Source organism: Afipia massiliensis (assembly GCF_001006325.2).
Lineage (GTDB): Bacteria > Pseudomonadota > Alphaproteobacteria > Rhizobiales > Xanthobacteraceae > Afipia > Afipia massiliensis_A.
Genome location: NZ_LBIA02000001.1, coordinates 3,334,994 through 3,360,352, shown reverse-complemented (window position 1 = coordinate 3,360,352; position 25,359 = coordinate 3,334,994). Strand labels below are relative to the sequence as shown.

The 25,359-nt window shown below is 62.6% G+C and carries 27 protein-coding genes; 17 read left to right on the top strand and 10 right to left on the bottom strand.

The genetic code is table 11. The annotated features are described in order from the left end of the window. Position 1: 1 nt before the first annotated feature. Both ruvX and YH63_RS16200 read left to right on the top strand, forming a co-directional pair. A complete protein-coding gene (gene ruvX, locus YH63_RS16205) occupies positions 2-493 on the top strand; it encodes a Holliday junction resolvase RuvX (protein WP_046826710.1) in 492 nt (163 codons plus the stop codon). Between the two features lie 3 nt (positions 494-496). Continuing rightward, on the top strand, positions 497-1,423 hold the full coding sequence (locus tag YH63_RS16200; RefSeq protein ID WP_046826711.1) for an AEC family transporter: 927 nt from the start codon (positions 497-499) through the stop codon (positions 1,421-1,423). A gap of 3 nt (positions 1,424-1,426) precedes the next feature. Here YH63_RS16200 and YH63_RS16195 read toward each other — a convergent pair whose 3' ends face one another. From YH63_RS16195 to YH63_RS16180, 4 genes are all read right to left on the bottom strand, one after another. Continuing rightward, positions 1,427-2,203, bottom strand: a complete 777-nt coding sequence (locus YH63_RS16195) for a CPBP family intramembrane glutamic endopeptidase (RefSeq protein WP_046826712.1) — start codon at positions 2,201-2,203, stop codon at positions 1,427-1,429. Between the two features lie 154 nt (positions 2,204-2,357). After that, the gene (locus YH63_RS16190; RefSeq protein WP_046826713.1) at positions 2,358-4,007 is read right to left on the bottom strand and encodes an acyl-CoA dehydrogenase family protein; all 1,650 of its coding nucleotides are present in this window, start codon (positions 4,005-4,007) and stop codon (positions 2,358-2,360) included. A 62-nt stretch (positions 4,008-4,069) separates the two neighbouring features. Continuing rightward, positions 4,070-4,480: a hypothetical protein gene (locus YH63_RS16185; RefSeq protein WP_433995099.1), complete on the bottom strand. Its 411-nt coding sequence runs from the start codon at positions 4,478-4,480 to the stop codon at positions 4,070-4,072. Next, positions 4,446-5,210, bottom strand: coding sequence for a M15 family metallopeptidase (locus YH63_RS16180; protein WP_046826715.1), 765 nt, complete (start codon positions 5,208-5,210; stop codon positions 4,446-4,448). The genes YH63_RS16185 and YH63_RS16180 overlap by 35 nt, the downstream gene beginning before the upstream one ends. A gap of 241 nt (positions 5,211-5,451) precedes the next feature. On the opposite strand from YH63_RS16180, the gene YH63_RS16175 reads away from it, so the two are divergent. From YH63_RS16175 to dprA, 4 genes are all read left to right on the top strand, one after another. Next, positions 5,452-6,405, top strand: coding sequence for an aspartate carbamoyltransferase catalytic subunit (locus tag YH63_RS16175; RefSeq protein WP_046826716.1), 954 nt, complete (start codon positions 5,452-5,454; stop codon positions 6,403-6,405). A gap of 5 nt (positions 6,406-6,410) precedes the next feature. Continuing rightward, positions 6,411-7,712 (top strand): dihydroorotase, encoded by a 1,302-nt coding sequence (locus YH63_RS16170; RefSeq protein ID WP_046826717.1) that lies wholly within the window; start codon positions 6,411-6,413, stop codon positions 7,710-7,712. Positions 7,713-7,762: 50 nt separating this feature from the next. Continuing rightward, positions 7,763-8,353: a glycerol-3-phosphate 1-O-acyltransferase PlsY gene (gene plsY, locus YH63_RS16165; RefSeq protein ID WP_046826718.1), complete on the top strand. Its 591-nt coding sequence runs from the start codon at positions 7,763-7,765 to the stop codon at positions 8,351-8,353. A 65-nt stretch (positions 8,354-8,418) separates the two neighbouring features. Then, positions 8,419-9,543, top strand: a complete 1,125-nt coding sequence (gene dprA / locus YH63_RS16160) for a DNA-processing protein DprA (protein ID WP_046826719.1) — start codon at positions 8,419-8,421, stop codon at positions 9,541-9,543. Here dprA and YH63_RS16155 read toward each other — a convergent pair whose 3' ends face one another. Both YH63_RS16155 and YH63_RS16150 read right to left on the bottom strand, forming a co-directional pair. After that, the gene (locus YH63_RS16155; RefSeq protein WP_046826720.1) at positions 9,544-10,047 is read right to left on the bottom strand and encodes an anthrone oxygenase family protein; all 504 of its coding nucleotides are present in this window, start codon (positions 10,045-10,047) and stop codon (positions 9,544-9,546) included. Positions 10,048-10,182: 135 nt separating this feature from the next. After that, positions 10,183-10,956, bottom strand: coding sequence for an SDR family NAD(P)-dependent oxidoreductase (locus tag YH63_RS16150; RefSeq protein ID WP_046826721.1), 774 nt, complete (start codon positions 10,954-10,956; stop codon positions 10,183-10,185). A 115-nt stretch (positions 10,957-11,071) separates the two neighbouring features. Between YH63_RS16150 and YH63_RS16145 the strand changes: the two genes are divergently transcribed. Next, complete coding sequence (locus tag YH63_RS16145) at positions 11,072-11,521, top strand: winged helix-turn-helix transcriptional regulator (protein WP_046826722.1); 450 nt, start codon at positions 11,072-11,074, stop codon at positions 11,519-11,521. Here the strand turns inward: YH63_RS16145 and YH63_RS16140 are convergent. Continuing rightward, complete coding sequence (locus YH63_RS16140) at positions 11,518-11,736, bottom strand: hypothetical protein (RefSeq protein WP_046826723.1); 219 nt, start codon at positions 11,734-11,736, stop codon at positions 11,518-11,520. The two genes, YH63_RS16145 and YH63_RS16140, sit on opposite strands and share 4 nt — an antisense overlap. Positions 11,737-11,984: 248 nt before the next feature. On the opposite strand from YH63_RS16140, the gene topA reads away from it, so the two are divergent. From topA to rpmG, 7 genes are all read left to right on the top strand, one after another. Continuing rightward, the gene (gene topA / locus YH63_RS16135) at positions 11,985-14,765 is read left to right on the top strand and encodes a type I DNA topoisomerase (protein WP_046826724.1); all 2,781 of its coding nucleotides are present in this window, start codon (positions 11,985-11,987) and stop codon (positions 14,763-14,765) included. Next, positions 14,765-17,092, top strand: coding sequence for a ribonuclease R (gene rnr / locus YH63_RS16130; protein WP_137325221.1), 2,328 nt, complete (start codon positions 14,765-14,767; stop codon positions 17,090-17,092). Before topA ends, rnr begins: the two co-directional genes overlap by 1 nt. 20 nt (positions 17,093-17,112) lie before the next feature. Next, complete coding sequence (locus YH63_RS16125) at positions 17,113-17,580, top strand: DUF983 domain-containing protein (RefSeq protein WP_137325220.1); 468 nt, start codon at positions 17,113-17,115, stop codon at positions 17,578-17,580. Beyond that, positions 17,577-18,311, top strand: a complete 735-nt coding sequence (locus tag YH63_RS16120; protein ID WP_046826727.1) for an NUDIX hydrolase — start codon at positions 17,577-17,579, stop codon at positions 18,309-18,311. Before YH63_RS16125 ends, YH63_RS16120 begins: the two co-directional genes overlap by 4 nt. 63 nt (positions 18,312-18,374) lie before the next feature. Continuing rightward, the gene (locus tag YH63_RS16115) at positions 18,375-18,842 is read left to right on the top strand and encodes a peroxiredoxin family protein (protein ID WP_046826728.1); all 468 of its coding nucleotides are present in this window, start codon (positions 18,375-18,377) and stop codon (positions 18,840-18,842) included. Between the two features lie 97 nt (positions 18,843-18,939). Further along, positions 18,940-19,788 (top strand): hypothetical protein, encoded by an 849-nt coding sequence (locus YH63_RS16110; protein WP_046826729.1) that lies wholly within the window; start codon positions 18,940-18,942, stop codon positions 19,786-19,788. 311 nt (positions 19,789-20,099) lie between these two features. Next, complete coding sequence (rpmG, locus tag YH63_RS16105) at positions 20,100-20,267, top strand: 50S ribosomal protein L33 (protein WP_002712167.1); 168 nt, start codon at positions 20,100-20,102, stop codon at positions 20,265-20,267. 75 nt (positions 20,268-20,342) lie between these two features. Here the strand turns inward: rpmG and YH63_RS16100 are convergent, their stop codons facing one another. Together YH63_RS16100 and YH63_RS16095 are read right to left on the bottom strand one after the other, a co-directional pair. Beyond that, complete coding sequence (locus YH63_RS16100; protein WP_046826730.1) at positions 20,343-21,716, bottom strand: PleD family two-component system response regulator; 1,374 nt, start codon at positions 21,714-21,716, stop codon at positions 20,343-20,345. A 9-nt stretch (positions 21,717-21,725) separates the two neighbouring features. Then, positions 21,726-22,091, bottom strand: a complete 366-nt coding sequence (locus tag YH63_RS16095; RefSeq protein WP_019196738.1) for a response regulator — start codon at positions 22,089-22,091, stop codon at positions 21,726-21,728. A gap of 125 nt (positions 22,092-22,216) precedes the next feature. Here YH63_RS16095 and YH63_RS16090 point away from each other — a divergent pair, with 125 nt between their 5' ends. Both YH63_RS16090 and YH63_RS16085 read left to right on the top strand, forming a co-directional pair. After that, positions 22,217-22,501 carry a DUF3572 domain-containing protein gene (locus tag YH63_RS16090; protein WP_040425411.1) on the top strand — a complete coding sequence of 95 codons (285 nt, stop codon included), beginning with the start codon at positions 22,217-22,219 and terminating at the stop codon, positions 22,499-22,501. A 4-nt stretch (positions 22,502-22,505) separates the two neighbouring features. Next, complete coding sequence (locus YH63_RS16085) at positions 22,506-23,792, top strand: DNA polymerase IV (RefSeq protein WP_046826731.1); 1,287 nt, start codon at positions 22,506-22,508, stop codon at positions 23,790-23,792. 12 nt (positions 23,793-23,804) lie between these two features. Here the strand turns inward: YH63_RS16085 and YH63_RS16080 are convergent, their stop codons facing one another. Then, complete coding sequence (locus YH63_RS16080) at positions 23,805-24,668, bottom strand: cell envelope integrity EipB family protein (RefSeq protein ID WP_046826732.1); 864 nt, start codon at positions 24,666-24,668, stop codon at positions 23,805-23,807. A gap of 219 nt (positions 24,669-24,887) precedes the next feature. Between YH63_RS16080 and YH63_RS16075 the strand changes: the two genes are divergently transcribed. Then, positions 24,888-25,355: a RidA family protein gene (locus YH63_RS16075; protein ID WP_046826733.1), complete on the top strand. Its 468-nt coding sequence runs from the start codon at positions 24,888-24,890 to the stop codon at positions 25,353-25,355. Positions 25,356-25,359: the final 4 nt, after the last annotated feature.

Here is a 25,359-nt window from a genome sequence, read left to right as displayed (position 1 = left end):
AATGCCTGCATCCATCTTACCGCTGATCGAAGCCGCTGCGCTCTGGCCTGCACGAGGCGCCCTGATCGGGCTCGATCTCGGCACCAAGACCATCGGCGTTGCCGTGTCCGACCCCGACCGCAAGCTCGCGACCGGCATCGAGACGATCCAGCGCAAGGCCTTCACCGCCGACGCCGCGCGGCTGCTGGCCTTGGCCGGCGAGCGCCAGGTCGTGGGCTTTATTCTCGGCCTGCCGATCAACATGGACGCCAGCGAAGGCCCGCGAGCACAATCGACGCGCGCGTTCGCGCGGAACTTCTCCAAACTGACGGAGCTTGCGATCGGCCTGTGGGACGAGCGCCTGTCCACCGTCGCAGTCGAGCGCGAGCTGATCGGGATGGACATGAGCCGCGCCAAGCGCGCCAAGGTGATCGACGAACACGCGGCGATCTTCATCCTGCAGGGTGCGCTGGATCGGCTCGCAACGTTGCGCAAGGCAACGGGAGAAGACTGACCGATGCTGACAATCATTGCGGCAATCGTGCCGATCTTCCTGCTGATCGTGATGGGCTTCGTACTGCGCCGCGTTCTTCTGAAGGAAGAATCCCACTGGGTCGGCACCGAGCAACTCGTCTACTACGTGCTGTTCCCCGCACTTCTGTTTCGGACACTCAGCCGCGCAAAGCTTTCGGAGGTTCCGCTGTTCGGCGTCGGCGGCGCGCTGCTGATTGCGGTGCTGCTGATGGCGACGCTTTGCCTTGCGTTGCGGCCGGTTCTCATGAGACGGCTTGGCGTGAGCGGCCCGTCATTTACCTCGATCTTCCAGTGTTCCTGCCGTTGGCAAACCTATGTCGCGCTGGCCGTCGCCGGAAATCTGTTTGGCGACATCGGACTCACGCTTGCCTCCGTGGCGATGGTGGCGATGATCCCGATTTTGAACATCATGGCGGTCTGGGTGCTGGCGCACTACGCCGCGCCGACGCGATTGTCATGGGGGCGCATTCTTCTCACCATCGCGCAAAATCCCTTCATCTGGGCTTGCGCGCTCGGATTGGCCGCCAACCTCATTGGCCTGGTGCTTCCGACATGGATCGATGAATTCATCGATGCGCTTGGTCGCTCCTCGCTCGCGCTCGGACTGCTCGTTGTCGGCGCGGGGCTTCAACTGAGGGGTGTCCTGCGTCCCGGCGCACCGGCGCTGCTGTCGTGTGTGCTGAAGTTGGTGGTGATGCCCGCCATGGCCATATCGCTCGGGCTCGCATTCGGACTTTCGGGTGCGAACCTCGCGATCGTCGCCTGCTGCGCCTCTGTGCCGACCGCGTCGAGCGCCTATGTTTTGGCGCGACAGATGGGCGGCGACGCGCCGCTGGTCGCGGAGATCCTGACGTTGCAGACCGTACTCGCCATCATCACGATGCCCATCGCCATCGCGCTGGTGACGTGACTTTCAGGAATTGTTCACCAGCCAGATGGTCTGCACCGTTGCAGCCAGATTGTTGAGGCCGTGCAGCACCACCACCAGCCACGTCGAGCCGCTGAGATAGCGCAGATAGCCGAGCAGCAATCCGATGGAAAACACCTGCGCCAGAAAGAACCAGCTGTACTGCATGTGCATCAGGGTCCACACCACTGACGACAGCAGGATCGCTCCACCGATCCCCAAAAAAGATTCCGACCAGCCGCGATAGAGAAATCCGCGCGCGAAGAATTCTTCCGTAATCGGCGCCGCCACGCAGAACGCGAATACCAGCAACCACAGCGCGCCGTCGGCCCGCGCCGTTTTCAAAACGTCCATCATGAAACCCGGCGAGGATTCACGTCCCGCGACGCGGCTGATGATCTCCCACACCACCATCAGCATAACCATGCTTGCCACACCGACTGCGAGCATGCGCCATGATGTCCAGCGCAGCGCCAGATAGTCGGCGAATGGCGTCCGCGACAGCCGCGTCGCGATCCACAACATGATGAGAATGGCCGGCAATCCCATGATGACCGACAGCGAAATGATGCGCCCGTTGGTGAGCAGTGCGGTCATCGAACTGGTATCGATCGGTTCGCCACTGCTGATCAGGAACCATCCAACCACCGCGACCTGCCCGGCAAACATCGCGCCGAACAGCGCGATGCCCCAAAGACTGGTGCCGATGAACTTCCAGACCCGCGGCTCGCGGCCCGGCGGCGACACAGGCGCGAGGCCGGCGGGGCTTTCAGCAGTAGTCATGGTCTGATCTCCAGCTTATTGGTCGTCTCAGGACCGTTTCTTAAGTGCAGTCATTAAAGATCCATTCCGTCATTGCGAGCGAAGCGAAGCAATCCAGAGCCACAAGGAAGAACTGGATTGCTTCGTCGCAAACTCCTCGCAATGACGGAACTCTTCACGCCGGCAGGGCACGGTCCAGCAGACCGCCAATGTCATCATTGGCAAGATCGACCGAGCCGTAGAGAGCGCCGTGATCGGCGTCGAGCCGCGTCGCCGCGAACAGTTCAGCGTGCTTCGGCGAGACTTCGTTGAGCGCGGCGGCGGCTGCGACCAGCGCGAGCTTCTCCACCGCCAACCGCGCGACGCGCTCGGCGTCGGGCCGGCGAAACGACTTCGCGATGAAGCCGACCGCCTCGACCACACCCGGCAGTCCCTTGGTCTGTTCGACAAGGCCGCGCAGTACGTCGGCCGCCGCGTCCGCCTCGCGCGACAGCGCGCGCAGCACATCGAGGCACATCACATTGCCGGAGCCTTCCCAGATCGCATTGACCGGCGATTCCCGGTAATGCCGTGCGAGAATACCCTCCTCGACGTAACCGTTGCCACCAAGGCACTCCATCGCCTCGTAGAGAAATCCCGGCGCGCTCTTGCAGGTCCAGTATTTCACCACCGGCGTCAGCAGCCGCATATACGCCGCCTCCGCCTTGTCGGTGGGCGCGCGATCGAACGATCGGCACAGCCGCATCACCAGCGCGGTCGACGCTTCGACATGCAGCGCCATGTCGGCGAGCACGCTGCGCATCAGCGGCTGATCCGCGAGATGTTTCTGGAACACGCTGCGATGACGCGCGTGATGGAGCGCATGCGCGAGCCCCGAACGCATCAGGCCTGCGGATGCCAGCGAACAATCCTGCCGGGTCAACGAAACCATCTGGATGATCGTCGGCACGCCGCGTCCCTCTTCGCCGAGCCGCAGCGCATAAGCGTTCTCGAACACCACTTCCGATGACGCGTTGGAGCGGTTGCCGAGCTTGTCCTTCAGGCGCTGGAAGTGAATGCCATTGACCGAGCCGTCCGGCGCGAAGCGCGGCATGAAGAAACAGGTCAGTCCGCCTTCCGCCTGCGCGAGCACGAGGAACGCGTCGCACATCGGCGCAGACATGAACCACTTGTGTCCGGTGATGCGGTAGGCGTCGCCGTCACGCACCGCGCGCGTGATGTTGGCGCGCACATCGGTGCCGCCCTGCTTCTCGGTCATGCCCATGCCCATGGTCATGCCGCGCTTGGTCCACCACGGTGCGAAGGCCGGATCGTAAGAGCGCGTGCCGAGCACCGGCATCACCTTCGCGCGCAATGCAGGATCGACCGACAGCGCACCGACTGCGGCGCGCGTCATGGTGATCGGGCACAGGTGCCCGGTCTCGACCTGCGCCGCGATGAAGAACTTTGCGCCGCGCACGACTTCGGACGCGCCGCCTGCCGCCTCGCCCTTTTCATTCCATGTCGAATTGTGGATGCCGGCGTTGGCGCTGTGCGCCATCAGTTCATGATAGGCCGGATGAAATTCGACCTCGTCGCGGCGAAAGCCGCGCGCATCGAAGGTCTTCAGCTTCGGCGTGTTTTCGTTGGCGACGCGCCCGCGCTGCGCCATCGTCGCCGAGCCCCAATGCCGGCCGAAGTCGGCAAGCTCCGTTGTTGCCGCCTCCCCGCCATTGGCCGTCACGGCCTCCGCAAGCGGGCGGTCGAGGGAGAACAGATCGACATCCTCAAACGGAGGCGACTGGTTGAATACGTCGGTCGTTGCGGACAAAGGTGATTGCGCCATGAGTCGTTCCCGGAATTGAGGACGACAGGCTATACCGGAACGCGGCGCGTTTCACGTCACCGTTAGGAAATGTTGCGTGTGGCCTGATCTTCGCCGACGGGCGGTTCCGGCTTGTCCTTGGCCTGCGGAAGGTCATCATAACCCCGACGGCTTGAGTAGAAAGTCAGCGCCATCAAACCGAACCCAATGAGAAGCGAGAAGAAAACTCCCAGTCCCAACGCGATATAGCCGTGGATCGACATCTGCACGTCGGCGTGTGCGGTCCAACCCTGCCATGCCCACCAGATCGTCGCCACAAGGATGGCGAGAAGAATCGCCGTGACTGTAATACCGCCTCTGCTCATGACGAGGCCTTTCCAAGTCAGGCGCACTGGGTCGCGCGCCTCTTCGGCAAAGCTATGATTGAGCCGCCAAAATTCAACCCCACGCGCGCCGCAATTATCGCTTCGCCACCGGGAAATCGAACGCTGCATTGCCCGGCCCCGGCAGCGAAAAGTGCCACCACTCCAGCCGGAAATTCACGAACCCCTGCTTCGCCATCGCGCTCACCAGCGTCTCGCGCCATGTGCGCTGCTGCGGTGTGATCGCCTTTGATCCGGTATGCGCCTTCTCGTCCGAGCAATCATAGCCGGTGCCCATATCGACACTCGCGTCCGGCGCGCGCAGACTTTGCGGCCCGGTGCAATCAGCATAGGCTGCTGTCGGATCGAACGGCGCGACCTTTGATACAGGCAATTGCACCAGCGTGAGATCCACCGCCTTGCCGGTCGAATGGCCGGAATGCCTTGCGATGTAACCGCGCCGGAACAGATCTTCCTTGCGCATCTTCGGATTGTAGCGCCGCTGCGCCTCAGTCTCGCGGCCATCCTGCGCCCAGGCATACATATCGTCGACCGCGCGCTGCGGGCGGTAGCAGTCGTACATCTTCAACGACAGACCTCGAGGCTTCAGATCCTGCTGCACCCGCTTCAGCGCGGCACCGACGGCGCGGGTGACGATGCACTCCCCCGCCTCATAACCCGCCAGCACGCGGCCGACGAAATTGTTCGCCGCGGCGTAACGCATGTCCTGAAGGATGGTCGGATCGATGTCGCGCAGATAGACGAAACCGGCGGGCAGCGGCTGGGCGAGCGCAAGCGCGACGTGGGCGAAAGCAGCGAGCATGCCTCCTGCTGCCAATACTGCTGCGAGGGCGCGTTTCATTGTTCCACATTCGGGGTTTTCGTCATGGCCGGACTTGTTCCGGCCATCCACGACTTGGTTACATCCTAAAGACGTGGATGCCCGGCATAAAGCCGGGCATGACAATGGAGGGATCGCGACACCCTCAGATTTGTCCCAAAACTGAAGCATTTACCCTGCCCGGACATGAGCGGGGGAAAACTCCGCAACCGCCGAATCCACCTTGCTCACCCGGGCAAGTCTGCCTATAGCTCTTGCTTTAATGACAACTGCATCGAAATCGAGTTTTGTCCTCGGACACCGGCATTTGCTGGGTATCGAGGGCCTTTCCGCGGCCGACATCAGCGGCCTTCTGGACCTGTCCGAAGAGTTCGTTGAACTGAACCGGCAGGTGGACAAGAAGCGCACCAATCTGCGCGGCCGCACCCAGGTCAATCTGTTCTTCGAAGCCTCCACGCGCACGCAATCTTCGTTCGAGATTGCGGGCAAACGGCTGGGCGCCGACGTCATGAACATGTCGGTGTCGTCCTCCTCGATCCGCAAGGGCGAGACGCTGATGGACACCGCCGTCACGCTCAACGCCATGCACCCGGACATTCTGGTGGTGCGCCATCATGCGTCCGGCGCGGTGGAACTGCTCGCCCAGAAAGTCGACGGTTCGGTCATCAATGCCGGCGACGGCGCGCATGAACACCCGACGCAAGCGCTGCTCGACGCGCTCACCATCCGCCGCAACAAGGGCCACATCGAGGGCCTGCTGGTGGCAATCTGCGGCGACGTGCTGCACTCGCGGGTTGCACGCTCCAACATCATCCTGCTGAACGCCATGGGCGCGCGCGTGCGCGTGGTTGCGCCCTCGACCCTGCTGCCGCCCGGCATCGAGCGCATGGGCGTCGAGGTTGCGCGCGACATGCGCGAGGGTCTCGAAGGCGCGGACATTGTCATGATGCTGCGGCTGCAACGCGAGCGCATGAACGGCTCGTTCGTGCCGTCGAGTTCGGAATACTTTCACTACTACGGCCTCGACCAGAAGAAGCTCGGTTATGCCAAGCCCGAAGCGCTGGTGATGCATCCGGGGCCGATGAACAGAGGCGTCGAGATCGACTCCATCGTGGCGGACGGCGCGCAGTCGCTGATCCGCGAACAGGTCGAAATGGGTGTGGCGGTGCGCATGGCGGTGCTTGAAGCGCTCGCCCGCAACCTGCCCAACGCGTGAAGCACATGCGCACAGATCGCCGCCCCATCCTGCTCGCCAACGCCCGCCTGATCGATCCCTCGCGCGATCTCGACGGTCCCGGCGACGTGCTGATCGCCGACGGCACCATCCGCGACGCGCGGCGCGGTATCGGTGCTGCCGGCGTGCCCGAAGGCACAGACATTATTAATTGCGCCGGCAAGGTTGTGGCCCCCGGCCTCGTGGACATGCGGGCCTTCGTCGGCGAACCGGGCGCCGGCCATCGCGAGACCTTTGCGTCCGCGAGCCTCGCTGCGGCAGCGGGCGGCATCACCACCATTGTCTGCCAGCCCGACACCAAACCGGTGATCGACAATTCCGCGACGGTGGATTTCATCCTGCGCCGTGCCCGCGACACCGCCATCGTCAACATCCATCCCATGGCCGCGCTGACCAAGGGCATGAAGGGCGAGGAAATGACCGAGATCGGCCTGCTCAAGGCGGCAGGCGCGGTCGCGTTCACCGATGGCGACAAGAGCGTGATGAATGCGCTGGTGATGCGCCGCGCGCTGACCTACGCCCGCGATTTCGACGCGCTGATCGTCCATCACACCGAAGATCCGAACCTTGTCGGTGAAGGCGTGATGAACGAAGGCGAATTCGCCTCGCGGCTCGGCCTGTTTGGAATTCCCAATGCGTCGGAAGCCGTGGTGCTGGAGCGCGACATGCGTCTCGTGGCGCTGACCGGCGGACGTTATCACGCGGCCTCGCTGACCTGCACGGACTCCCTCGACGTTCTCAAACGCGCCAAGGATGCCGGTCTCGGCGTCAGCGCCTCAGCCTCGATCAACCACATCACACTGAACGAAAACGACATCGGCCCCTACCGTACCTTCCTGAAGTTGTCGCCGCCGCTGCGCACCGAACAGGATCGCGCCGCGCTGGTCGCAGCGCTCGCCTCGGGCCTGATCGATGTCATCATGTCGGACCACAACCCGCAGGACGTCGAGGTAAAACGCCTGCCGTTCGCGGAAGCAGCCCACGGTGCGATCGGCCTCGAGACCATGCTGTCGGCAGGCTTGCGCCTCGTTCATTCCGGCGAAGTTGAGCTGAAGACGCTGATCCGCGCCATGTCCACCCGCCCCGCCGAATTGCTGGGCCTGCCCGGCGGCTCGCTGCGTCCGGGTTCGCCCGCCGATGTGATCGTGATCGATCTCGATACGCCATGGGTGCTGGATCCGGCGGATTTGAAATCCCAGTGCAAGAATACGCCGTTCGACGAAGCGCGCTTCAGCGGCCGCGTCGCACGCACCATTGTCGACGGCCGCACCGTTTACGAGCATGTGTGAGCGCGGCTTGCGCGTCCGCTCATGTCGTTGAAGAAGAGAAATGAGGCAACATGATCGGCACTTTCCTGCTGGCGCTGGCCTTCGGCTATCTGTGCGGCTCGATCCCCTTCGGCCTGATCCTCACCAAGCTCGCCGGAACGCAGGACCTGCGCTCGATCGGCTCCGGCAACATCGGCGCAACCAATGTGCTGCGCACCGGCAACAAGGGCCTCGCAGCCGCGACGCTGATCGGTGACATGCTGAAGGGCACTGTTGCGGTGATCGCCGCCGGATATTTCGGCGGGCCTGACGCCGCGATTGCCGCCGGCGTCGGCGCATTCGTCGGGCATCTTTTTCCGGTGTGGCTCAAGTTCAAGGGCGGCAAAGGCGTCGCCACCTACATCGGCATCCTGCTTGGCCTGTTCTGGCCTGCCGCACTGGCGTTCTGCGCGATCTGGATCGCGGTGGCGCTGATCTTCCGCTACTCGTCGCTGGCGGCTCTCGTCGCCAGTGTTGTGGTGCCGGTGATGTTGCTCTGGTCTCAGCACACCGCGCTCGCCGCCGTGTTCGCGGGATTGACCGCCGTGCTGTGGATCATGCACCGCGCCAACATCACGCGGCTGATGAACGGCACCGAGGGCAAGATTGGGAAGAAGGGCTAAAATCCCTTTCGCCACGATTGTCGTCCGCGCGAACTTGCCCCACACTCCCTGTCCACGGGGGCCGCGTGGACATCAAGACTCCAGCCACGACCAGACTGACCGACGCGCAGCGCATCGACTGGCTGCGGCTGATCCGTTCCGACAATGTCGGGCCGCGCACCTTCCGCTCTCTCGTCAATCATTTCGGCAGTGCACGCGCGGCACTCGACCGCCTGCCCGGTCTGGCGCAGCGCGGCGGCGCGTCCAGGGTTGGCCGCATCTGCACGCAGGCCGAGGCGGAGCGCGAGATCGACAATAGCCGGCGGATCGGCGTCGCCCTGCTCGCGCCGGGTGAATACGGCTATCCGCCGCGCCTCGCGCTTATCGACGACTCTCCGCCGCTGCTCGGCGTGCGCGGGGTCCTGAACGTCCAGACCCAGCCGATGATCGGCATCGTCGGTTCGCGCAACGCGTCCGGCGCGGGACTGAAATTCGCGCAAATCATCGCGCGCGATCTCGGCAATGCAGGATTTGCCATCGCCTCGGGGCTGGCGCGCGGCATCGATCAGGCCGCGCATCGCGTCTCGCTCGAGACCGGCACGGTCGCCGTGCTGGCGGGCGGACATGACAAGATTTATCCGGCCGAGCATGAAGACCTGCTGGCGGCGATCATTTCATCCGGCAGCGGCGCGATTTCCGAAATGCCGCTCGGCCATGGCCCGCGCGCACGGGATTTTCCCCGGCGCAATCGCCTGATCTCGGGTGTTGCGCTCGGCGTCGTCATTGTGGAAGCCGCGCACCGCTCGGGCTCGCTCATCACCGCACGCTTCGCCAACGAGCAGGGCCGCGAGGTGTTCGCCGTACCGGGGTCGCCGCTCGATCCGCGCGCGGCCGGCACCAACGATCTCATCAAGCAGGGCGCGACGCTGGTGACGGAAGCCGACGACGTCATCAACGCAGTTCAGCCGATCATGGGGCGTCCGGTCGAATTGCCGATGAGCGAATCCGATCAGCACCCGGCGATGGACGACGAGCCTGCGGCCAACGACCGCGCGCGCATCGTCAGCCTGCTCGGTCCCTCGCCGATCGGCATCGACGATCTGATCCGCATGACGGATGTTTCGGCGGCTGTGGTGCGCACCGTCCTGCTGGAGCTTGAACTCGCGGGACGGCTGGAACGTCACGGCGGCGGGATGGTGTCGCTGCTGTAATCAGGCGGACTGCGATGTGATCGCGATCCCGAGAAAGATCAATCCGAGCAGTGCGAACAGCGCCCGGGCGGCGTGGGAATACTCCCATCGGTCGCGCAGCTTCGTCCAATCGACAGATTTGGCCGGATCCGGTTTTTTCTTCTGGTTAAAGAAAGCGGTACCGGCCTCCGCCAACTCCTGGTCCCGCAGCCAGATCTTGTTGACCGGTTGCGTCACCAGCCAGAAAACGAGATGCATCACGATCATTGAAGCCAGCGCGGCAAGCAGCCAGCCGAACGCCGGGCTTTGCCACCGGGTTGAAACGACAAGGGCAATCAAGGAGAGGATCGCGACGGGCTCGCTGATGCCGCCGATCGTGAAACCCGGATAGTAAATCGTTTGAGTGGTGAAATAGTCGTCCCGATTCAAACGCAATTTTCCCGGCCATTCGCCGACATGAGCCAGCGAGAACGACAGCGTGGACGCGACAAGAACCAGCGTGAAGACTTGAAGGAACTGGAACATGCGTTGTCCCGCCGTTCGATCCGCCCCCGGCTCTGGGCTTCACGGCGATAACGCATGTGAGAACGCGCAGGTTCCTGCGGGAGACTATTCCGGATGGCCTCATGTGCTGAAGGCCATCCGGAATCGCGCGGAACACTACCCGCGATAAATCGGTGCGCCGGCGGGAGACGACGTCGATCCGCCATCGACGAAAATTTCCTGACCCTGCACATGCGCCGCATCATCGGATGCGAGGAACAGCACGGTCTTGGCGATGTGATCGGCTTCGCCCATCCGGCCGAGCGGTGTCGAACGTGAGATACGCGCCTCAAGCGCCTGCTCCGCCTGCGGTGTCGCAATGCCCGGTCCCCAGATCGGCGTGCGCGTGCCGCCCGGTGCAACGACATTGACGCGGATGCCGCGCGGCGAAAGTTCAGACGCCATCACGCGCGCCATCGCACGCACGCCGGCCTTGGTCGCCGCATAAGCCGAGTAGCCCGGATTGCCGAGCACCGAAATCACCGAGCCGTTGAGAATGATCGACGCATTTTCGTTGAGATGCGGCTCGGCAGCCTGCACCGTGAAGAACACGGCCGTGAGGTTTGTCTTGATGACATTCTCGAACGCCGCCAGCGTCGTGCCGCCCACCGGCGTGTTGCCCGCGATGCCCGCATTGGCAAACACGATGTCGAGCTTGCCGAATTTTTTCACCGCCTGCGCCACTGCATCTTCCAGCTGCGCGACATCGGTGGCGTCGGCTTTGATGCCGAAACCGTTCGGCCCCAGTTCCGCCACTGCGGAATCGAGTCTGGCCTGATCCCGCCCCGTGATCGCCACGCGCGCCCCTTCAGCCGCGAACAACTTCGCGGTGGCGAGGCCGATGCCACTGTTGCCCCCCGTAATGAATGCCGTTTTGCCCTTAAGCCTCATGGAACGCTCCTGTTTTGATTGGCTTGGTTTCTGGTTTCATAATAAAACTACTCTTGCTGGATAATGCTTCTGGTTCTATAATACAACCACAATGTCGTGACCGGAGGGTCAAGCGGTGAAACGAAAGAGTCTTCAGGGTGATCTGTGCCCCATCGCGCGGACGCTGGACGCCATCGGCGACTGGTGGTCGCTGCTGATCATCCGCGATGCGCTGATCGGCGCGCGGCGCTTCAGCCAGTTTCAGAAGAATCTTGGAATTGCGAAGAACATCCTGACAGTGCGGCTGCGCTCTTTGGTGGCGCAAGGAATCCTCGAGGTGCAGCCGGCTTCGGACGGCAGCGCCTATCAGGATTATGTGCCGACGGCGAAAGCCCGCGCACTGTTTCCAGTGCTGGTCGCCTTGCGGCAGTGGGGTGAGGAATATGCCTTTAAACCGGGCGAAACTTGCAGTTCACTGGTCGACCGAAAGAACGGATTACCGCTCGGCAAGTTGCAGATCCGAGCCCAGGACGGCCGCTTGCTGGATCAGACCGACACCAAGGTCGTGGCTCCGGCGCCAGCCTAGAATTCGCCGGACGTCAGTCGCCGCCTGACGAACTCATCCGCTTCGAGCTGTGCCATGTCGAGCAGATACGCCAGCATGTCGAGACGATGGCGGCGCGAGAGCTGCGCCAGTTCCGCAACAACCTCCGAAATGGCGCTCGCCGCCTCGGCTGGACCGCCATCCTTGGCACTTGAATCGGTCCGCAACACATCGGCGCGACTGTCGCGAGCGGCCATCCGGCATCCCTTCCAAAACCAAGGGAATTTAGTCTTTTTAAGCGTATTTTATGACAATACACGCATAAGGTGCACAACTACAAGTACTCATATTCTGCAATCTGTGCGCGAATCTGGACCTTGAAACGGGTCCCCTCACCAGATCCCTATTTGACAGCGGACCCCCTTTTACCCATGTATCGGGCAAGCCAGCCTGATGGAATCTTGCGATTCCGGCCCGCGTACCCCCTATAAGCTATTGGAATCAAATGAATCTCGTCATTGTCGAGTCGCCTGCGAAGGCCAAGACGATCAACAAGTATTTGGGCTCCGGCTACGAGGTTTTGGCCTCGTACGGCCATGTCCGCGACCTTCCGGCCAAGAATGGATCGGTCGATCCGGAGGCCGATTTCCAGATGATCTGGGAAAACGATCCCAAGGCGGCCGGCCGTCTCAACGATATCGCCAAGGCGCTCAAGAGCGCGGACAAGCTGATCCTCGCAACCGACCCTGATCGCGAAGGCGAAGCGATCTCCTGGCACGTCCTGGAGATCATGAAGCAGAAGCGTGCGCTCAAGGACCAAAAGATCGAGCGCGTGGTCTTCAACGCCATCACCAAACAGGCCGTCACCGAGGCCATGAAAAATCCGCGCGAGATCGACGGCGCGCTGGTCGACGCCTATCTGGCGCGCCGCGCGCTGGACTATCTGGTCGGGTTCACCCTCTCCCCTGTTCTCTGGCGCAAGCTGCCCGGCGCGCGCTCGGCCGGCCGCGTGCAGTCCGTCGCCTTGCGGCTGGTCTGCGACCGCGAACTCGAAATCGAGAAGTTTGTCCCCCGCGAATACTGGTCGCTGCTCACTACGCTGGCGACGCCCCGCGGTGAATCCTTCGAGGCCCGCCTCGTCGGCGCCGACGGCAGGAAACTCCAACGCCTCGACATCGGCACCGGCGCGGAAGCCGAGGATTTCAAGAAAGCGATCGAAGCCGCGAACTTCACCGTCTCCGCGGTGGAAGCCAAGCCGGCGCGCCGCAATCCGCAGTCGCCGTTCACCACATCGACGCTGCAGCAGGAAGCCAGCCGCAAGCTCGGCTTTGCGCCTGCGCACACCATGCGCATCGCCCAGCGTCTTTATGAGGGCATCGACATCGGCGGCGAAACCACCGGTCTCATTACTTATATGCGTACCGACGGTGTGCAGATCGATCCGTCCGCCATCACGCAGGTCCGCAAGGTGATCGGCGAGGACTACGGCAAGGCTTACGTGCCGGATTCCCCGCGCCAGTACACCTCGAAGGCGAAGAACGCGCAGGAAGCGCATGAAGCCATCCGCCCCACGGATCTTTCGCGCCGCCCTTCTTCGCTGAAGGCCAGGCTCGATAACGATCAGGCGCGGCTTTACGAATTGATCTGGATGCGCACGGTCGCGAGCCAGATGGAATCCGCCGAGATGGAGCGCACCACCGTCGACATCACGGCGAAGGCAGGCGCGCGCGTGCTCGAATTGCGCGCCACCGGCCAGGTCGTGAAGTTCGACGGCTTCCTCGCGGTCTATCAGGAAGGCCGCGACGACGATCCGGAAGACGAGGACTCAAAGCGCCTGCCCGTCATCAACGAGGGCGAAACGCTCAAGCGCGAAGGCCTCAACGTCACCCAGCATTTCACCGAGCCGCCGCCGCGTTTCTCGGAAGCATCGCTGGTCAAGCGCATGGAAGAACTCGGCATTGGCCGGCCTTCGACCTATGCCTCGATCATTCAGGTGCTGAAGGATCGCGGCTATGTGAAGCTCGAGAAGAAGCGGCTGCACGGCGAGGACAAGGGCCGCGTCGTTGTCGCGTTCCTTGAGAATTACTTCGCGCGCTATGTGGAGTTCGACTTCACCGCCGACCTCGAAGAAAAGCTCGACAGGATTTCGAACAACGAGATCGCCTGGAAGCAGGTGCTCGCCGATTTCTGGAAAGACTTCATCGGCGCAGTCAATGACATCAAGGACGTGCGCGTCACCGAAGTGCTCGACGTGCTCGACGCGATGCTCGGCGAGCATATCTACGAGCCGCGTGCCGACGGCGGCGACCCCCGCCAGTGCCCGAGCTGCGGCAACGGCAAGCTCAATCTGAAGGCCGGCAAGTTCGGCGCTTTCGTCGGCTGCTCGAACTATCCCGAATGCCGCTACACACGCCCCCTCGCCGCGTCGAGCGGATCGAGCGATCGACCGTTGGGCAAGGACCCGGTGTCGGGTCTTGAAGTTGCGGTCAAGGCCGGACGTTTTGGTCCATACATCCAGCTCGGCGAGCCTAAGGACTACGGCGAGGACGAGAAGCCGAAGCGTGCGGGCATTCCGAAGAACATGTCGCCTGCCGACGTTGAACTCGAACTTGCGCTCAAGCTTCTGTCGCTGCCGCGCGATATCGGGCCGCATCCGGAAGACGGCGAAGTGATCACGGCCGGCATCGGCCGGTTCGGTCCGTTCGTCCGCCACGGCAAGACCTATGCGAGTCTCGAAGCCGGCGACGATGTCTACCATGTCGGCCTCAACCGCGCGGTGACGCTGATTGCGGAGAAAATCGCCAAGGGTCCGAGCCGCCGCTTCGGCGCTGATCCCGGAAAGCCGCTCGGCGAGTATCCCGCACGCGGCGGCACCATCATGGTCAAGAGCGGCCGTTATGGCGCCTACGTCACCATCGACGGCATCAACGCCACGATCCCGAGCGACAAGACGCCGGAAACCATCACGCTGCCGGAAGCCATCGCCCTGATCGAGGAGCGCGCGGCCAAGGGCGGCGGCAAGCCGAAGCGTGCGGCCAAAAAGACCGCGAAGAAGAAGCCCGCCAAGGCCGCGGCCAGCGCGAATGGTGCGGCTGAATCCGAAAAGCCTGCGAAGAAGCCCGCCGCCAAGAAGAAAGCTGCCGCGAAAAAGGCTGCGCCAAAGAAAGCCGCAGCCGAGCCGGTTTTGCTGAAGGATGCTAAAGCCAAGGCGGACGTTGCGAAGGTTGCGGCTGCCAAGGTCGCGAAGGTCGCGGAAAAGAAGAGCGCCGGTAAAGCACGCGGATAATGAAAAAGAAAACCGACGCGACAACTGCCTTTCCCGACAGAGAGAGCATTGTCGCGTTCGTCAAGGCGCACCCCGGTGAAGCCGGCACACGCGAACTGGCGCGACATTTCGGATTGAAGAACGAATCCCGCGCGGCGCTGCGGCGCATTTTGCGCGAACTCGCCGACGAAGGACTGATCGCCAAGCAGGGCAAGAAGGTCCACGAGGTCAAGGCTCTCCCCCCGACCATCGTTGCGGACATCACAAGCCGCGACAGCGACGGCGAACTGATCGCCACGCCTGCCGAATGGCTTGAAGAAACCAACGGCCCTGCCCCGGTCATTCGCATCCATGTCCCGCGCAAAGCCGCACCCGGCACCGCCGCAGGCGTCGGCGACCGTGCGTTGCTGCGCATCGAGAAGCCCGACAACAAACACGAGAAGACCTACCGCGGCCGGGTCATCAAGCTGCTCGATAAAGCCAGAAACCGCGTGCTCGGAATTTTCCGCACGCTGCCGAATGGCGACGGGCGCCTGATTCCGATCGACAAGAAGCAGGTCGGCCGGGAACTCGCGATCACTGCCGCCGACGCAAACGGCGCGCAGGATGGTGATCTGGTCAGCGTCGAACTGATGCGCTCGCGCGGCTACGGATTGCCATCCGGCCGGGTGAAGGAACGCCTCGGCTCGCTCAAGACCGAAAAGGCCGTCAGCCTGATCGCGATCCACGCCCACGAAATTCCGCAGGAGTTTCCTGCCGACGTCATCCGAGAATCCGAGGCTGCGAAACCCGCGACGCTCGCCGGACGCGAGGACTGGCGCAATGTGCCGCTCGTCACCATCGACCCGCCGGACGCGAAGGACCACGACGACGCGGTCCATGCCGAACTGGACAACGATCCGAGCAACAAGGGCGGCTACATCGTCAACGTCGCCATTGCCGATGTCGCGTTCTACGTGCGGCCGCAATCGCCGCTCGACAGCGAGGCGCTCAAGCGCGGCAACTCGGTGTATTTCCCCGATCGCGTCGTGCCGATGCTGCCCGAACGCATCTCGAACGACTTGTGCTCGCTGAAGCCAAGCGAGCCGCGCGGCGCGCTGGCGGTGCGCATGGTGATCGACAAGGACGGCCGCAAGCGCTCGCACACCTTCCATCGCGTGCTGATGCGCTCCGCTGCGAAGCTGAACTACGCGCAGGCGCAGGCCGCCATCGACGGACGGCCCGACGACACCACCGGCCCTCTGCTCGATTCGATCCTGAAGCCGCTCTATGACGCCTATGCGCTGGTGAAGCGCGCGCGCAACGAGCGCGACCCGCTCGACCTCGATCTCCCCGAGCGCAAGATCCTGCTGAAGGCCGACGGCACGGTGGACCGCGTGGTGACGCCGGAACGGCTCGACGCGCACCGGCTGATCGAAGAATTCATGATTCTCGCCAACGTCGCGGCGGCGGAAACGCTTGAGAAGAAAGCGCTGCCACTGATCTATCGCGTGCACGACGAGCCGACGGTGGAGAAGGTTCATAACCTTCAGGAATTTCTCAAGACCCTCGACATCTCCTTTGCGAAGACCGGCGCGTTGCGCCCGACGCTGTTCAACCGCGTGCTGGCCCATGTCAAAGGCCATGACTCCGAGCCGTTGGTGAACGAGGTCGTGCTGCGCTCGCAGGCGCAGGCGGAATATTCCGCCGACAATTACGGCCATTTCGGCCTCAACCTGCGGCGCTACGCTCATTTCACCTCGCCGATCCGGCGATACGCAGATCTTGTCGTGCATCGCGCGCTGATCCGCGCCCTCGGGCTCGGCGAAGGCGCGCTGCCCGACACCGAGACGTTTGAAACACTGAGCGAGGTGGCTGCGGCAATTTCGCTCACCGAACGCCGCGCCATGAAAGCCGAACGCGAGACCGCCGACCGGCTGATCGCGCATTTCCTTGCAGATCGCATCGGCGCGACGTTCGAAGGGCGGATTTCCGGCGTCACCCGTGCGGGTTTGTTCGTAAAACTGAGCGATACGGGCGCGGACGGCCTCATTCCCGTGCGCACACTGGGAAGCGAGTATTACAACTACGACGAGACCCGCCACGCCCTGATCGGATCTCGCAGCGGTGCCATGCATCGATTGGGTGACGTCGTGCAGGTTCGTCTGGTAGAAGCTGCCCCGGTGGCCGGCGCGTTGCGGTTCGAATTGCTGTCCGAAGGACGGACCGTTCCGCGCGGTGGCCGCATGCGCGATAGCCGCACCGGGAAGCCGCATACTGGCGGCAAGACCCGGCCAGGCCGCGACAAGAAGGACGTAAAGAAATCGCGCAAGCCTTCCCGCAAGGCGCGCAAATCGAAGAAGGGCTAGCACCTTTCAAAGGAGCCGTTATGGAAAGCCGCACGATGCCCGCCGCGACATGGACGTCGACATCTCAATCGTTGCCCAAGCGCGATCTCTGGCAGGCAATGGCGCGCGGTTTGCGATGCCGCTGCCCGAGCTGCGGCGAAGGCAAAATCTTCCGCGCCTTCCTGAAGGTCGCCGACAATTGCCCGGCATGCGGAGAGAATCTGAGCCATCACCGCGCCGACGATCTGCCCGCCTATCTCGTGATCGTCATCGTCGGGCACATCATTGTGCCGATCGCGCTCTGGATCGAAACCAACTATGCGCCATCGATGCTGCTGCAGCTGGCGTTCTATCTCCCCTTCACGCTGGTCTCGTCGCTGCTGCTGTTGCAACCAGTCAAGGGTGCCGTGGTAGGATTGCAGTGGGCGTTCCGTATGCATGGCTTTGACGAAAGCCGGCCAGCTGACGTCGAGGAAGGCACAATTGCGAAGCTGAACGTGGTGAAATGAGCGAGCCTGAGAAAGAAGAAAAGGAAGACGACAGTCATCCTTACCGCCGCCCGAAAGATGCCGCGACGCTGATTCTTGTCGATCGCAGCGGAAGCGTGCCCAAGGTCCTGGTCGGCAAGCGGCATGACAAGGTCATCTTCATGCCGGGCAAGTTCGTGTTCCCCGGCGGACGCGTGGATGCAACCGACAACCGCATCCCCGTCGCGGCGGAAATCCCGAAAGCACTTGAAAAAAAGCTGACAGGCGGCAGCCCGAAGATCGCACCTGCCCGCGCCCGCGCGCTGGCCGTCGCTGCCATTCGTGAAGCCTGCGAGGAAACAGGGCTTTGCCTTGGACGGCAGGTCGCACGCATGAATGGCGCCGCGGCGAAGCTGGCTGGCGAATGGAAGCCGTTCGCCGACGCCGGACTGCTGCCCGACCCGTCCGGACTGTTCCTGATTGCCCGCGCCATCACCCCGCCCGGCCGGGTCCGGCGATTCGACACGCGGTTTTTTACCGCAGACGCATCGTCGATCGCGCACCGGGTTGAAGGCGTCGTCCATGCGGATGCCGAACTTGTCGAACTCGTTTGGGTCGAGCTTGGTTCACTGTCTCTCGCGGATCTGCATCAGATGACGAAGATGGTGCTGCGCGAGTTGGACAAGCGCCTCGCCATGGGACCGCTGTCTCATGCGGCGGAGGTGCCGTTCTTCCACTTCTACGGCGGCAAGATGCAGCGGGACGTCATCTGATTCTGCCTCTGGTGGAACAGTCCTCCTGCATCGGCGCCATGATTGCAGAGGCCTGAAGTTGTCATGACGACCGCCATTGCACCGGAACTGTCTGTCTCGGAGTGGCTCAATGCAGCCGCGCCGCTCACGCTTGCGGCGCTTCGCGGGCGTCCCGTTCTGCTTCACGCTTTCCAGATGCTCTGTCCCGGCTGCGTATCGCACGGCACGCCGCAAACTCAACGCGCGCACGATATGTTCAAGAATACGGACTTGCAGGTCATCGGTCTGCATACCGTATTCGAACACCACGAAGCCATGAAACCGGTGTCATTGAAGGCGTTCGTTCACGAGAACAAGCTCACCTTCCCGATCGGCGTGGACACACCCGGCGAAGACACGCCAATTCCCGTGACCATGGCCAGTTATGGCATGCGCGGAACCCCGACCATGATCCTGATCCGCCGGAATGGCACCGTGTATCATCACGGCTTCGGGCAACAGGACGACATGGCCGTCGGCGCGATGATTGCCTCGGTGTTGACAGAGACCTGACCAAAGCGGAGTTGCGGTTTCAAGCTCCCGCGCGGGCTGATATGCTGCCCACTGACGGCGGCGGAACGCCCGCCAGGGATGAGCGAACCACATTTGTATGCGTACCGGCGCCGCCATATCGGTCGCCGCACATGTTGCGGCTCTGACAGCGTGTCTTGTGCTCGCGGGTGTGCGCCCGTTCGACCCGACGACCGCGGAAGCCATTACCGTCGATATCGTCACGCCCGAGGAAGCCCCGCCGCTTCCAAAAGAGCCTGACAACTACGACTTCCCCAAGCTGGACGAGAAATCTCAGGAGCAGGCGGAACAGAAGGCACAGGAGTCGCAGCAGCAAGCTGCGCCCGAGCAGACGCCGCCACCCGCCCCCGCCCCAAGTCCGGCTTCAAATCCGAAACAGGAGTCGCAGCAGGCCGCGCTCCAGCAACAGGCCACCGAACAGGCCAAACCTGCCGAGCAGGCCAAGCCCGCTGAACCATCTCAACAGCAGTCTCAGCCGCAAACACAACCGCCGCCGGCACCTTCCCAGCCGGAGGTGCCGACGGCTGCGCCCGACATCACCAGCAAGTTCGGCATGATGTTCACCCTGCCGGACGCCGGAGCAACCGGGGACTTCGACGCCAAGGCAACGGCCGCCGCAAATATCAAAGTCGAGGATGCGGCGGCATTGCGCGCCCATCTCAAGTCCTGTTCGATTCTGCCGAAATCGGTGGCGCCTTCCGACAATGTCCGCATCGTGCTGCGCGTGGCGTTTCAGCGCGACGGCAGGCTCGCAGCGGAACCGCTTCTGATTGAAGCAAGCGCATCCGAAAAAGGCCCCGCCCTGATGCGCAGCGCGATGGATGCGCTGGCAAAGTGCCAGCCTTACGCGATGCTCGCGCCGGATCGCTACGATCAATGGCGCATGCTCGACCTCAGCTTCTCCCCGAAGGATTTCAAGGGCGGATAGCCCTGTCCGGCCAGGGAGCGCCTCCGCACGCATCCAAAATCTGGGCCTGCCCTTGGGCCTAAATCCGGATTTTCGAGCCTGTGGGTGCCGTAAACGCGGCTGACCCTGCCTTGGGCGCCCGTTTCGCGCCGCAGAATCCTTGCTTTCCAGGGAACCCGCCCGCCCAGAATCCGGTCCGAAAACCGTGGCGCGCTTTTCGGAATAATGCGCCCTAAAACCTTGACTTTGGGGCGTTCGAAGCTAGGTTGCGGCCCAAATGCAGCTCGATTTGTCGGGTCTGCTCGTGATTCCTGACATTCGAGGTTCTGAACATGGCCAAAGCGGTCACCATCAAGGTCAAGCTCGTTTCCAGCGCGGATACCGGCTTCTATTACGTCGCCAAGAAGAACTCGCGCACGATGACCGACAAGCTCGTGAAGAAGAAGTACGACCCGGTCGCGAAGAAGCACGTCGAGTTCCGCGAAGCCAAGATCAAGTAACTATTTCAGTTGCTTACGAACGAAACCGGGGCCTTTCGGCCCCGTTTTGCGTTTGATGCGGGATTTTGACAGGCTTCAGGCTGCAGCCGCCACGACCCTGTTACGGCCGTCATGCTTGGCGCGGTACAGCGCCTGGTCGGCGCGCTTGAGAACAGCACCGATGGCCTCGCCCTTGGTTTCCAGGGTCGAGATGCCGATCGAAATGGTCACCTCGATGCGCTTGGCGCCCTTCTCAACGGCGAACGGTTCCCCGGCGATGGAGCGGCGGAGCCGCTCGGCGACCATGCCCGCCACGTGCAGGTCGGTCTCCGGCATCACGATGACGAATTCCTCGCCGCCGTAACGGCAGGCCAGATCGATGCCGCGAATCGACTTGCGGATGCGCACCGCGAATTCGCGCAGCACGTCGTCGCCGGCATCGTGCCCGTAGCTGTCGTTGATCGATTTGAAGTAGTCGATATCGAGCATCATCAAGGCCAGCGGCTTCGCCCGCATGGCTGCCTGCTCCGCCAGCGTCGCGAGATGGCTTTCCATATAGCGGCGATTGTGTAGCCCGGTCAGCGGATCGGTGATCGCCATTTCGATGGAATTCTGCACGTTGTCGCGCAGATGATCGGTATAGCGGCGCTTGCGGATCTGGGTGCGCGCGCGCGCCAGCAGTTCGTTCTTGTCGACCGGGCGCAGCAGGTAATCGTTGACGCCGATCTCCAACCCGCGCAGCAGCCGCGCGTTGTTGTCGGCGTCGGCAATAGCGAGGATCGGCACACTGCGCGTCCGCTCCAGCGAACGCGCCTGGCTGCAAAGCCGCAATCCGTCGAAATTCTCCAGACCCAGCGACACGATCAACAGATCGTAATTGCCGTCGGCGGCATGAAACAACGCTTCGGCGGGATTGGCTTCGACATCGACGTGATGTTCGGTGGCCAGCACGGGAGCGAGCCGCTCGTAAGACGAAGGCCGATCGTCCACCAGCAGAACGCGCCCGCCTCTCCCTGTATCTGCAACGGCCTCGCGCTCGGGCGCGTTGACGCCGATCTCGAGCGAGGTAATCGCGCGCATGCGCAACTCGTCGGTCATCATCTTCAGCCGCGTCAGCGACCGCACGCGCGCGATCATCACGACGTCGGACACCGGCTTGGTCAGAAAGTCATCGGCGCCGGCGTCGAGCCCGCGCACACGGTCGGACGGGCTGTCGAGCGCCGTCACCATGATGACCGGAATAAAATGGGTTTTCGGATTCGACTTCAGGCGGCGGCACACCTCGAATCCGTCGATGTCAGGCATCATCACGTCGAGCAGCACAATGTCGCATTCCGCGCGCTCGCAGATTTCAAGCGCCTGCGTTCCGCAATTCGCCGTCACCACGTCGAAATATTCCGCGGACAGGCGCGCCTCGAGCAGCTTTACGTTGGCGAGAACGTCGTCAACGACCAGAACGCGCGCGGACATCAAACTCTCCTAGCCGACAAACCGTCGAACCGTCTCAATAAACTTCCCAACCGAAATCGGTTTGGACAAATACGCTTCGCACCCGCCTTCGCGGATACGTTCCTCATCGCCTTTCATGGCAAAAGCCGTCACCGCGACCACAGGGATCGCGCGCAATTCGACATCCGCCTTGATCCAGCGTGTCACGTCGAGACCGGAAACTTCGGGAAGCTGAATATCCATGAGGATGAGATCGGGCCGGTGCTTGCGGGCAAGGTCGAGTGCTTCAACCCCGTTGCGCGTGCCGACTGTCTGATACCCATGGGCCTCCAGCAGATCGCGAAAGAGCTTCATATTGAGCTCGTTGTCTTCCACGATCAGGACGGTTTTGGCCATCCTGGCCCTCCAATTCCCGTAAAATGCCCGTACGTGCTGAAACCATTGAATTCGCCACGCCACCGTGACTCGGGCATGATGGCTCAAAATAGAGACCATAGGTTACGGAAAGGCAAACGCGATCAATGACAAAAGGCCCTTCGACCCCTCAGGAAGTTGCTGAATTTGTTGCGATTCAGGCCCTCTCCTTCCTTGCTTCAGATCCTGAACGATTAGGGATGTTCCTGACCGAGAGCGGTATTGGCCCGCAGACCCTTCGAACCTCGGCCGCCGACCCCAAATTCCTCGCCGGCGTGCTCGATTTCATCGTGCGTGATGACGCAACCGTGAAGGCCTTTGCCGACGCCTCGCAGCTGACGCCGCAAGCCGTCGCCAACGCGCGCGAGGTACTGGACCCACGCTGGGAGTGACGCCTTGAGCGACCGTCCGCCAGCCGACCTTACGGGATTTTGCCGCGACTGCCTGTCGGACGTCGCGGCAAGGACCATGCGCTGCGCTGAATGCGGCTCCCCCCGCCTCATCCGCCATCGCACCCTCGGCGCGCTGACACTCGCGCATATCGATTGCGATGCGTTCTATGCAACCGTCGAGAAGCGCGACAACCCGGACATCGCCGACAAGCCTGTGATCATCGGCGGCGGCAAGCGCGGCGTGGTGTCGGCGGCCTGCTACATCGCCCGCACCTATGGCGTCCGCTCGGCCATGCCGATGTTCAAGGCGCTCGACCTCTGCCCATCGGCTGTGGTGGTCCGGCCCGACATGGCGAAATACGTTCGCGTCGGACGCGAAGTCCGCCATGCGATGATGGCATTGACCCCGCTGGTCGAGCCGCTCTCTATCGACGAGGCATTCCTCGACCTCAGCGGCACCGAACTGGTGCACGGCATGATCCCCGCCAAGGTGCTTGCGCGGTTCGCGTCCCAGGTGGAGCGCGACATCGGCATCACCGTCTCGGTCGGACTGTCCGTGAACAAGTTTCTCGCCAAGATCGCATCCGACCTCGACAAGCCGCGTGGCTTCGCGGCGCTCGACCAGGAGGAAGCGCGCACGATGCTCGCCGAGCGGCCGGTCGGGTTCATCTACGGAGTTGGCCCCGCCTCGCAGGAAAAACTCTCGCAGCGCGGCTTCCGCCTGATCAAGGATCTGCAGCGCGCCGACGAGATCGATCTGATGAAGCAATTCGGCCCCGAGGGACGGCGGCTGTGGCGGCTGGCGCGCGGCATCGACGACCGCAAGGTGGTCGCCGATCGCGGCGCCAAGACAATTTCAAATGAAACGACGCTTGAGTCCGACGTGCGGGATTTTCCGACGCTGGAGAAAATTCTGTGGCGGCTGTGCGAAAAGGTATCCTCGCGCCTCAAGAGCGGCGACCTCTCCGGATCGACCATCACGCTGAAATTGAAAACCGCGGACTTCAGGCAGCGCACCCGTTCGCAATCGCTTCACGTTCCGACGCAACTCGCGACCCGCATTTTCGCGACCGTGCGCGAAATGCTCAGCCGCGAGATCGACGGTACCGCGTTCCGGCTGATCGGCGCCGGAGTCAGCGCGCTCAAACCCGGCGCCGAGGCCGACGATCAGGATCTGCTGGATCGCCGCTCGGCCCATGCCGAACGCGCGATGGACAATGTCCGCAAGAAATTCGGCAACGCCGCCGTGATGCGCGGGATTGCATATGACGGACCTGCGAAGCCGGAATGACGGCTCCAAACCCTATTTGCAGGGCTTGGTTTCCTTGACATCGATCTTGCCCATCGCGCCCGCGATGACGAAATCGTTGTAGTCCAGCGACAGCGCACGCGAGACGCCGTCCTCGTACAGTTCGAACGACATCGCATAGATCGGGGTCTGCTCACCGGAATTGGGTTTCGTCGCACGATCATAATAACTGACCGTGACCGGCCACCGCGTCTGCGATTTGAACTTCTCGTTGTCCGTCGTGGCATCCGGCTTCGTCGGGGCTTTCGTTCCCGGAATGGGTTGTCCGATCACCGTGAGCGTGTTGTAGACCTTCTCGCCGTCGTCCGATCCGTCATAGATCACGAGTTCGAGCACCGACTTGCCTTGGCGCGCGGCCTCGATGATCAGCTTGACCTGCTCCGTCGGAAACACAGCGCCTTCGATGGTGAAGGTCTTGGCCTTGGGTTTCTTCAACTTGACCTTGACCGTCGTGCCCTCACGCTCCGCGATGCCATCGACCGACGTCACATCGGCGTCGTTCATGCGAGTCTCGATCTTGAAGCGATAGCTCTTGCCCTCGCCGTCTTCCCAACTGGTGGAACGCAGATCGCTCAGCGTGGTTTTGCTTTCGCCGGCGTCGAGCCGCGACACCTGCCGGAATTCGGTGGTGTAGCCCTCGCACGCACTGCCCGCGAAGTTGTACAGGATACGGCCGGTCGCATTGTTGACGCTGGCATTGCCCCGCGATGTCTTCAGGCTCAGATCATAGACGGCCTGATGCGCGAGAAAGGCAACGCTGGGTGCAGCCTGTGCTCCGGTCGTGCCCGGCGCGAGAACCGCGGCTGACATAAGCAGGGCAAGCGATCCACAACCTGAAATCCGGCGCGCGCGACGCATGGCGTCTCCTTGAAAGCGTGAGAATCGAAGAATAATAGCCGCAGCATTGCGCCGCAACCGGGGCAAAGTCGCGGAATCGCTCAAAATATCCGGCCTAAATCACGCACCTTGCGCGCTTGCATGTGACGGCACGATGGGTGAAATATGGCGCGCCCGGTTTATTGGTGACAATGCCGAACATCGTCTGCGGGCAACATCAGAACAACATCGGGGAGTGACATGGCGGGAACGGTCGAGCAGAAGTTGAACGCGCTGGGCATCGTGTTGCACGAGCCTAATCCGCCGGTGGCGAACTACGTCGGATTCGTGCGCACCGGAAATCTGCTGTTCGTCTCGGGCCAGGTCTGCAACACGCCGGAAGGCAAGCTGATCGCAAAGGGCAAGCTCGGCGCCAGTGTGACCGTCGAGCAAGGCGCCGCCGCCGCGCGCGGATGCGCGATCAATCTGCTGGCGCAGGTCAAGATGGCGCTCGGCGATCTCGACAAGGTGGCGCGCGTGGTGCGTCTCGGCGGCTTCGTCAATGCGATGCCGGATTTCCTCGACGGGCCGAAGGTGCTCAACGGCGCTTCGGATCTGATGGTCGCCGCATTCGGCGACAAGGGCCGGCATGCACGTACCACCGTCGGCGTGGCCGCTCTTCCGTCGGACGCCGCGGTCGAAGTCGAAGGTATCTTCGAAGTTTCGTGAGCAT

What these genes read in the sequence shown, in the direction of transcription:
- ruvX (WP_046826710.1), top strand. Translation starts at nt 2, where the DNA reads ATGCCTGCATCCATCTTACCGCTGATCGAAGCCGCTGCGCTCTGGCCT.
- YH63_RS16200 (WP_046826711.1), top strand. Translation starts at nt 497, where the DNA reads ATGCTGACAATCATTGCGGCAATCGTGCCGATCTTCCTGCTGATCGTG.
- YH63_RS16195 (WP_046826712.1), bottom strand. Translation starts at nt 2,203, where the DNA reads ATGACTACTGCTGAAAGCCCCGCCGGCCTCGCGCCTGTGTCGCCGCCG.
- YH63_RS16190 (WP_046826713.1), bottom strand. Translation starts at nt 4,007, where the DNA reads ATGGCGCAATCACCTTTGTCCGCAACGACCGACGTATTCAACCAGTCG.
- YH63_RS16185 (WP_433995099.1), bottom strand. Translation starts at nt 4,480, where the DNA reads ATGCAGCGTTCGATTTCCCGGTGGCGAAGCGATAATTGCGGCGCGCGT.
- YH63_RS16180 (WP_046826715.1), bottom strand. Translation starts at nt 5,210, where the DNA reads ATGAAACGCGCCCTCGCAGCAGTATTGGCAGCAGGAGGCATGCTCGCT.
- YH63_RS16175 (WP_046826716.1), top strand. Translation starts at nt 5,452, where the DNA reads ATGACAACTGCATCGAAATCGAGTTTTGTCCTCGGACACCGGCATTTG.
- YH63_RS16170 (WP_046826717.1), top strand. Translation starts at nt 6,411, where the DNA reads ATGCGCACAGATCGCCGCCCCATCCTGCTCGCCAACGCCCGCCTGATC.
- plsY (WP_046826718.1), top strand. Translation starts at nt 7,763, where the DNA reads ATGATCGGCACTTTCCTGCTGGCGCTGGCCTTCGGCTATCTGTGCGGC.
- YH63_RS16155 (WP_046826720.1), bottom strand. Translation starts at nt 10,047, where the DNA reads ATGTTCCAGTTCCTTCAAGTCTTCACGCTGGTTCTTGTCGCGTCCACG.
- YH63_RS16150 (WP_046826721.1), bottom strand. Translation starts at nt 10,956, where the DNA reads ATGAGGCTTAAGGGCAAAACGGCATTCATTACGGGGGGCAACAGTGGC.
- YH63_RS16140 (WP_046826723.1), bottom strand. Translation starts at nt 11,736, where the DNA reads ATGGCCGCTCGCGACAGTCGCGCCGATGTGTTGCGGACCGATTCAAGT.
- topA (WP_046826724.1), top strand. Translation starts at nt 11,985, where the DNA reads ATGAATCTCGTCATTGTCGAGTCGCCTGCGAAGGCCAAGACGATCAAC.
- rnr (WP_137325221.1), top strand. Translation starts at nt 14,765, where the DNA reads ATGAAAAAGAAAACCGACGCGACAACTGCCTTTCCCGACAGAGAGAGC.
- YH63_RS16125 (WP_137325220.1), top strand. Translation starts at nt 17,113, where the DNA reads ATGGAAAGCCGCACGATGCCCGCCGCGACATGGACGTCGACATCTCAA.
- YH63_RS16120 (WP_046826727.1), top strand. Translation starts at nt 17,577, where the DNA reads ATGAGCGAGCCTGAGAAAGAAGAAAAGGAAGACGACAGTCATCCTTAC.
- YH63_RS16115 (WP_046826728.1), top strand. Translation starts at nt 18,375, where the DNA reads ATGACGACCGCCATTGCACCGGAACTGTCTGTCTCGGAGTGGCTCAAT.
- YH63_RS16110 (WP_046826729.1), top strand. Translation starts at nt 18,940, where the DNA reads ATGCGTACCGGCGCCGCCATATCGGTCGCCGCACATGTTGCGGCTCTG.
- rpmG (WP_002712167.1), top strand. Translation starts at nt 20,100, where the DNA reads ATGGCCAAAGCGGTCACCATCAAGGTCAAGCTCGTTTCCAGCGCGGAT.
- YH63_RS16100 (WP_046826730.1), bottom strand. Translation starts at nt 21,716, where the DNA reads ATGTCCGCGCGCGTTCTGGTCGTTGACGACGTTCTCGCCAACGTAAAG.
- YH63_RS16095 (WP_019196738.1), bottom strand. Translation starts at nt 22,091, where the DNA reads ATGGCCAAAACCGTCCTGATCGTGGAAGACAACGAGCTCAATATGAAG.
- YH63_RS16090 (WP_040425411.1), top strand. Translation starts at nt 22,217, where the DNA reads ATGACAAAAGGCCCTTCGACCCCTCAGGAAGTTGCTGAATTTGTTGCG.
- YH63_RS16080 (WP_046826732.1), bottom strand. Translation starts at nt 24,668, where the DNA reads ATGCGTCGCGCGCGCCGGATTTCAGGTTGTGGATCGCTTGCCCTGCTT.
- YH63_RS16075 (WP_046826733.1), top strand. Translation starts at nt 24,888, where the DNA reads ATGGCGGGAACGGTCGAGCAGAAGTTGAACGCGCTGGGCATCGTGTTG.